Genomic DNA, 6,000 nt, shown 5'->3' on the forward strand with positions numbered 1-6,000 from the left:
ATGTCGAGCGGAACGGCAGAGTTGCCGGTTCGAAATCCTCAAGAAAATAACGACGCGTTCAGCGTGGTCAACAATTGAAAACCTACTTACAAGTTCAATACCTTATGAGGAACCCAGCGACTTTGATATGGTTACCGCACCCATGTCTTTTTCAGGAATTTGATGCGGCGTTTGATCGGCGCAACCTATAGGCGATATAGCGCCCAGTGAAAACTAATCGTTGACGTGGTAATCTCAATACCCTATAGATGCGTCATCGATCTTTTGCTTGCCGAGCTTTGTCTACCGCGCGATTGGCACCGCGCTCTATTCGAACCTTCTCTCTCAAAAATAGTCGTATCACCGTCCGCGAAGCATCGCTTCCGCGGACTCTCACTCTATGCTTTGAAAGGGTTCATCATGACCACTGGCACAGTAAAATGGTTTAATTCCACCAAAGGCTTCGGCTTCATCCAGCCCGATAACGGCGGCGCTGACGCGTTCGTTCACATCTCGGCCGTCGAACGCGCCGGAATGCGCGAACTCGTCGAAGGCCAGAAGATCGGCTTCGAGCTCGAGCGCGACAACAAGTCGGGCAAGATGTCGGCGACCAATCTGCAGTCGGCATAATTGAGATTCGCTTCCCTTTGACCACGGATGTACTGGCACTGCCGGAAGCAATTTCATCGAGGCCAGGCGTTTTGCCTGGCCTTTTTCGTTTCGGTTGCTAACCGAATTCATTGAGGTTCCATGACAGAAGCACACAGCAAATCCCGCCAGCAGGCGGAGATCGCCTTCAGCAACGAGCAGACGCAGTTCTTTGCCAAAAAAAACGCGGTGGAAGAGCTGGGTCGTGTTGCGCAGGCGCGGGATGCCAAGACCCTCAGGCTGCGAGAGGCGCGCCTTGCCAAGGAGTTGGCCGACCGCATGACCGCAACATCCAGTCTCATCGTCAAACGCGTCAAGTCGTGCTGATCGCTACGCCACTCACTATCGGGATAAGAATGAAGAACGCCAGAAACAACGAAGTCGCCGACCGCCGCTCCTAATCCGCTGAGGCCAAAGCCGCTCTGCTCAATGCCTACCGTGCGGCAAAGACCGCGGCAGAGCCCGCTAGGATCGCAAGGCAGGCGGAACGCACAGCCATTTCTAACGCTCGTGAAGAACGACGTGTTGAACGGGAACGCGTGAAGCTTAAGGAGCAGAAACGTATCGAGATCGAGGCGGCGGAGCGGCAGGCGGCCGCTGAGGCCGTGATAGCCGCTGAAACCGAAGCGCGGGAGCGCGCCGAAAAAGCCCGGATAGCGAGGGTGGTCGACGATGAGGCGCTGCGAAAGGCCGAGCGCGACAGGCGTTACGCCAACCGCAAGGCAAGGCAAGCCTAGTTCTTGGTTCGTATCGACCTAAACCATGACGCCGTCATGTAGGGGTCTAATCACAGGAGGGAGCCCTAAATGGCACTGAACATGAACGAGCTGCAGGCGATCAACACGGCATGGCAAATCGCAATCCAGGAAATCCTGCGCATGGTCATTCGTGACATGTACCACGCTGGTGGCGAGACAAAGTTCAAGGCACATATCAAACGCATCGAAGAGGCCGCCGTCGACAGCATCTATACCGATCTGAGACTTCGAGGGACCAACGAGTGGACCGAGGTGCTCGTCAAGGAGAGGGCGAGCAATTTCGTGACGACGTTGCTGACTTCTTTCACCTACGATCGAGCCTGACTGCCAACTTGCAACGAGATTTGGCCGGGGTTTGCACCGAGAGTGGCTCTGATGCAAATGTTCTGACGTGTAAATCCGCCGCCAATCGAGCTCAGATGCACCTCGTATCCTCAAGCCACTCCGAGGCTGATCTGCAAAGACCTTGGTCTGAAAGCAGCGTCCTTTCCTTGGCAGATTGGGGAGGGTCCTTTAGCTGCGGCAGATTCGTCGACGCTAACGAGCTGACATTTGGTCGGATCAAGAGCTCGAATCCCATCAAGAGCCCAAAATCGATCGACAATGCGAGCGCCATTGTCGGTCGATATCTACGCCCTAGTGGAGATATACTGTTCCTCGAGATTTGATGACCGCGGCGGCGGGAGCGGTCTCCAAAGACCGGCGATTGCATAAACGCCGCACGGCGCCCATGATCAATAAGACAATCGCCAGCCAATTCCGAGCGCGGCCGAAATCGCCAGAACCGTGATGACCGACAGCCTGAGGCGGAAGATGGCGAATGCCGCCAGCAGGGTCAGGACCAGCGACGGCAGAAGCAATGATCCGAGGACAGGCACGTCCAGCATAAGCGGGCCAAGTACGACAGGCTTGACCTCGGCAAACAGCACGTGCAGCCCGAACCAGACCGCAAGGTTGAGGATGACCCCGACGACCGCCGCCGTGATTGCCGACATCGCCCCGCCGAGCGCCGCGTTGCCGCGCATTTTCTCGATGGGCGCGCCCGCGAATATCCAGAGGAAACTCGGCAGGAAGGTCACCCAGGTCGTCAGGATCGCGCCCAGCGTCGCCGCCGTCAGCGCAGACAGTGCCCCCGGATCGCGATAGGCCGCGAGAAAACCGACAAACTGCGTCACCATGATGAGAGGACCAGGCGTCGTCTCGGCCATGCCAAGGCCGTCTAGCATTTCACCCGGACGAAGCCAGCCGTAGTGTTCCACCGCAGCCTGGGCGACGTAGGCGAGCACGGCATAGGCGCCCCCGAAGGTTACGACGGCCATCTGGCTGAAGAACAGGCCGACCTTCGAGAACACGTTGTTCCAGCCGAGCGTGAGAACCAGCGCGGCGACGGGAATGAGCCAGAGCGCCGCCAGAGCGCCGGAGGTCTTGAGCGACCAGGCGAGATTGGGCCTGGCGTGATGCGGGATATCCTCGCCGAGAACGGAATCCCTGTCTTCGAGTATCTTGCCCGATCCCGACTTGTGCCCACCGCCTGCCTTGAACGCGGGAAGCCCTGTCAATCCCCCGATGTAGCCGACAAGCCCGGCCGCGACGATGATCAGCGGAAAGGGCACCTGCAGGAAGAAGATGGCGAAGAAGGCCGCCGCCGCCATGGCGACCATGACCTTGTTTTTCAGCGCCCGGCCGCCGATCCGGAAGACCGCCTGGACGACCACGGCGAGGACCGCGCATTTCAGTCCGAAGAACAGCCCCTCGATTGCGGTAACGTCGCCGAAGATCACATAGATGTAGCTGAGCGCCATGATGGCGAGAAAACCCGGCAGAACGAACAGCAGGCCGGCGATCATGCCGCCCTTGGTCTTGTTGAGAAGCCAGCCGATATAGATGGCGAGCTGGTGGGCTTCCGGCCCCGGCAGCAGCATGCAGTAGTTGAGCGCATGCAGGAAACGGTGCTCGCCCACCCAGCGCTTCTCGTCGACGACGATGCGGTGCATCACGGCAATCTGGCCGGCCGGGCCACCGAAGCTGAGCGCGGCCACACGTGCCCATACCTTCACGGCTTCGGAGAGCGGAACGATGTCTTCGCCGGGTACATCCAGGCGGACGCTGGTCTTTGCAAGGTCGGTCATGGTGTTCACGCCTTCCTCGGGTTGGGCCAGTTGTGCGTCTCGTCGGTCGCGTCCCGGCACCATCTGTAGAAGGCATCGTAGAACGTCATGCCCGCCGCGAGCTGTTCGAGATCGTCGTTGAACATGCGCGACAGGCCGAGCGAGGCGGCAAGCAGCCCCGGCACTTCGGGGGCAAGGTCGGGTCTCGACGTATCGGCTCCCCGGACGATCGTCGCGAGGCGGAGCATGGGGTCGGTTACCAGGCCGAACTCCTCGACCATGACGTCGAAGGTGCAAAGCTCGCCGCGGTGGCTCCAGTAGACCGCCTCGATGTCAAAGGGCGTGGCGTTGAAGCGATCGGCGACAGCGGCGACCTCGGCGGCAGGCACGAACAGGAAGACCGCGGACGGGTCGACGAAGCGCCGGATCAACCAGGGACAGGCGATACGGTCGATCTTCGGCCGCGCGCGGGTTACCCAGACCGTTCGCCCGCGGCTGTCGCGAGGCGGCAGCTTTTCTTCGGGGACAAGGGCGGCCTTCGACGCGCGCCAGGCCTCGAAGCCGCCTTCGAGAACCTCGGCAGCCTTGCCAAGGGCGCGAAGATGCGCGGCGACGCCGTGGCCGAGCTTCTGGCCTTTCTGGCACAGAACGACGGATGGCCCTGCCAGGTGTTCCGCCCAATCCGCCACTGCACGGTAGTCGCGCCGTATGGATCCGGGCAGAAGACGAGGATCGGCAGCGAAATCCTCGTCGTTGCGAACGTCGACAATCACCGGTGCGTTCGGCGTGCCGACGATGCGGTTGAGTTTTTCGGGTGTGATTTCAAGAAATGACGGCATGGCGCGTCCCTCCGGTTTCTCGGGTTCAAAGGACGCGATTCTTCGGCCGTGGCCTCGTGGGGCGATCGCTAGCCCACGGGCGAGAATTTGCATCGCGGCCCCGTGATGTCAAGGGCGTGCAATTATGGTCGCACTGACATCAGCGGTCTGAGGGGCGCAAAGACGATTGCGACCAACTCCGCGATTTGCGGCTATGCATGCCGACAAAATGCGCCCAAACCCACCATCAGCAGATGATTTGGCAGGCTCGACGGTAAGTCTTTAAGTGTGAGTTAGTCCCAAAAGGAGGCGAGCCTGGCTTGCCTCTGTGCGGGTTCGCTAACTGCATTCAGATGAACGGTGAGAGGGCCGCGGGGATGCCGAGAACGATGGAGAGACTGAGGACTATGGCCGTTGCCAGTTTCAATCGATTGCGTTTGCGCGTCGTTTCGCCAGTCCAGTCGTAGGCCATGGTTGTCCCTTCATAGGCATGCAGGCCGCATATTGATTTGCGACAACGCAAATCTGTCCGCGGCATCGGCGCAAGACAACCCGTTAAATCTTGGGGCTCGGATGGTGGATAGGGAAAACCCGGGAGCGCCTCGTATCGCTCAACCGGGTCCCTGCGGGATCGATCTGATCTAGGCATCAAATCGATCCGTGCAGCTCGTGTGTTGGAAAGTATCGGGATGCGGGGTCCCACTCGCTTGGAGCAGCGGGCGTGGGCCTCCCTCAGAATTCGCCGAGCGCAATAGCCGCCGAATGGGATGGGCTCATTAGCGCGTCTAATTTGCTCAAGTCGCTTGTCTATATCGGCAATTGCGCGAGCCAGATCGTCGGCCGGCGCGTCTTTTGGCACGATCCGGCGAAGGTACCGGTGCGGCATGTTCATTCCTCGAATCAGGCGCCATCATGGAGCTCGGCCAACCTATCCTCATGTCCGCTCGATCCAATCTACCGGAGATTGCGAGCGGCCCCTTGGTCTCCAAAATCTAAATTGTCTCGAACTGCTGTATGCATTTGTGCCATTTCCATACGCCGTCTTCGCAGGATTGAGTGCCCGCGAGGGTCGACTTAAGGGGCGATCATGGAGATGCTCGAATACACTTGATGCCCATCTGCGGGTTGATTTCGATCCCGAGCTTTTTCATGATCGTCGCGACGACAATGGCTATCGAGGCATGCCAGTGCCTACGACGTAGGTCTTCACCTCGTAATCGAGTTTTGCTTCCGCCAGGTCCGTGTCAAAGTGCTGCCAAACGGAGGAAACCAGTGACCATCACCCCAGTAAAATTCACGGTGAAGCATTCTGTTTTGGTCGAGGGACACAAAGTCGATGACGGAATATACGTGGGGCAGAGGATTTCGGACACTGAGATTGAGCGACAGCACCGCCGGAAGCATTCCTTTTTTCTGCATTTAGTCGAACCGGTCTCTGGAAGGGCGTCAAAGGCCGTAGAACGGTTCGACCTCGACGTGACCGCCCTTGTGTCCACTGGAGCGATCACAGTGAGTTAGGTGAGTGGCTCGTCAGCAACACGCCGTCATCGAGGATCGAGGTCTGGAGGCGCCCATAGGCTCACGCGCCATCTAGCCATGTTTTTTGCTGGCGCTGCTGAGACTGATTGAACCGGCCCGGCTTTTCCGGAGACCCCAATTCGTGAGAAGTAGGGTCTATGACAAGCAAGA

6 protein-coding genes and 1 pseudogene are annotated in these 6,000 nt (G+C 59.0%); 4 read left to right on the forward strand and 3 right to left on the reverse strand.

The genetic code is table 11. From position 1 onward, the window contains the following. Positions 1-399 precede the first annotated feature (399 nt). The 4 genes and pseudogenes from NNZ72_RS23980 to NNZ72_RS23995 all read left to right on the forward strand — a co-directional run bounded on the left by NNZ72_RS23980 (position 400) and on the right by NNZ72_RS23995 (position 1,709). The gene (locus NNZ72_RS23980) at positions 400-609 is read left to right on the forward strand and encodes a cold-shock protein (protein ID WP_034806062.1); all 210 of its coding nucleotides are present in this window, start codon (positions 400-402) and stop codon (positions 607-609) included. A gap of 120 nt (positions 610-729) precedes the next feature. Further along, positions 730-954 (forward strand): hypothetical protein, encoded by a 225-nt coding sequence (locus NNZ72_RS23985; RefSeq protein WP_257318193.1) that lies wholly within the window; start codon positions 730-732, stop codon positions 952-954. 29 nt (positions 955-983) lie between these two features. Continuing rightward, a pseudogene (locus NNZ72_RS23990) lies at positions 984-1,364 on the forward strand (DUF6481 family protein). Between the two features lie 69 nt (positions 1,365-1,433). Further along, on the forward strand, positions 1,434-1,709 hold the full coding sequence (locus NNZ72_RS23995; protein WP_117372427.1) for a hypothetical protein: 276 nt from the start codon (positions 1,434-1,436) through the stop codon (positions 1,707-1,709). Between the two features lie 410 nt (positions 1,710-2,119). Here the strand turns inward: NNZ72_RS23995 and chrA are convergent, their stop codons facing one another. The 3 genes from chrA to NNZ72_RS24010 form a co-directional block, all read right to left on the reverse strand. Beyond that, the gene (chrA, locus tag NNZ72_RS24000) at positions 2,120-3,514 is read right to left on the reverse strand and encodes a chromate efflux transporter (protein WP_257318194.1); all 1,395 of its coding nucleotides are present in this window, start codon (positions 3,512-3,514) and stop codon (positions 2,120-2,122) included. 5 nt (positions 3,515-3,519) lie between these two features. After that, positions 3,520-4,332 (reverse strand): chromate resistance protein ChrB domain-containing protein, encoded by an 813-nt coding sequence (locus tag NNZ72_RS24005; RefSeq protein WP_257318195.1) that lies wholly within the window; start codon positions 4,330-4,332, stop codon positions 3,520-3,522. Positions 4,333-4,660: 328 nt separating this feature from the next. Then, a complete protein-coding gene (locus NNZ72_RS24010) occupies positions 4,661-4,783 on the reverse strand; it encodes a hypothetical protein (RefSeq protein WP_257318196.1) in 123 nt (40 codons plus the stop codon). Positions 4,784-6,000 lie beyond the last annotated feature (1,217 nt).

This window comes from Shinella pollutisoli (assembly GCF_024609765.1).
In the GTDB taxonomy this organism is placed as follows: Bacteria; Pseudomonadota; Alphaproteobacteria; order Rhizobiales; family Rhizobiaceae; genus Shinella; species Shinella pollutisoli.

Coding starts and splice junctions, on each gene's coding strand:
- NNZ72_RS23980 (WP_034806062.1), top strand. CDS start 400: ATGACCACTGGCACAGTAAAATGGTTTAATTCCACCAAAGGCTTCGGC.
- NNZ72_RS23985 (WP_257318193.1), top strand. CDS start 730: ATGACAGAAGCACACAGCAAATCCCGCCAGCAGGCGGAGATCGCCTTC.
- NNZ72_RS23995 (WP_117372427.1), top strand. CDS start 1,434: ATGGCACTGAACATGAACGAGCTGCAGGCGATCAACACGGCATGGCAA.
- chrA (WP_257318194.1), bottom strand. CDS start 3,514: ATGACCGACCTTGCAAAGACCAGCGTCCGCCTGGATGTACCCGGCGAA.
- NNZ72_RS24005 (WP_257318195.1), bottom strand. CDS start 4,332: ATGCCGTCATTTCTTGAAATCACACCCGAAAAACTCAACCGCATCGTC.
- NNZ72_RS24010 (WP_257318196.1), bottom strand. CDS start 4,783: ATGGCCTACGACTGGACTGGCGAAACGACGCGCAAACGCAATCGATTG.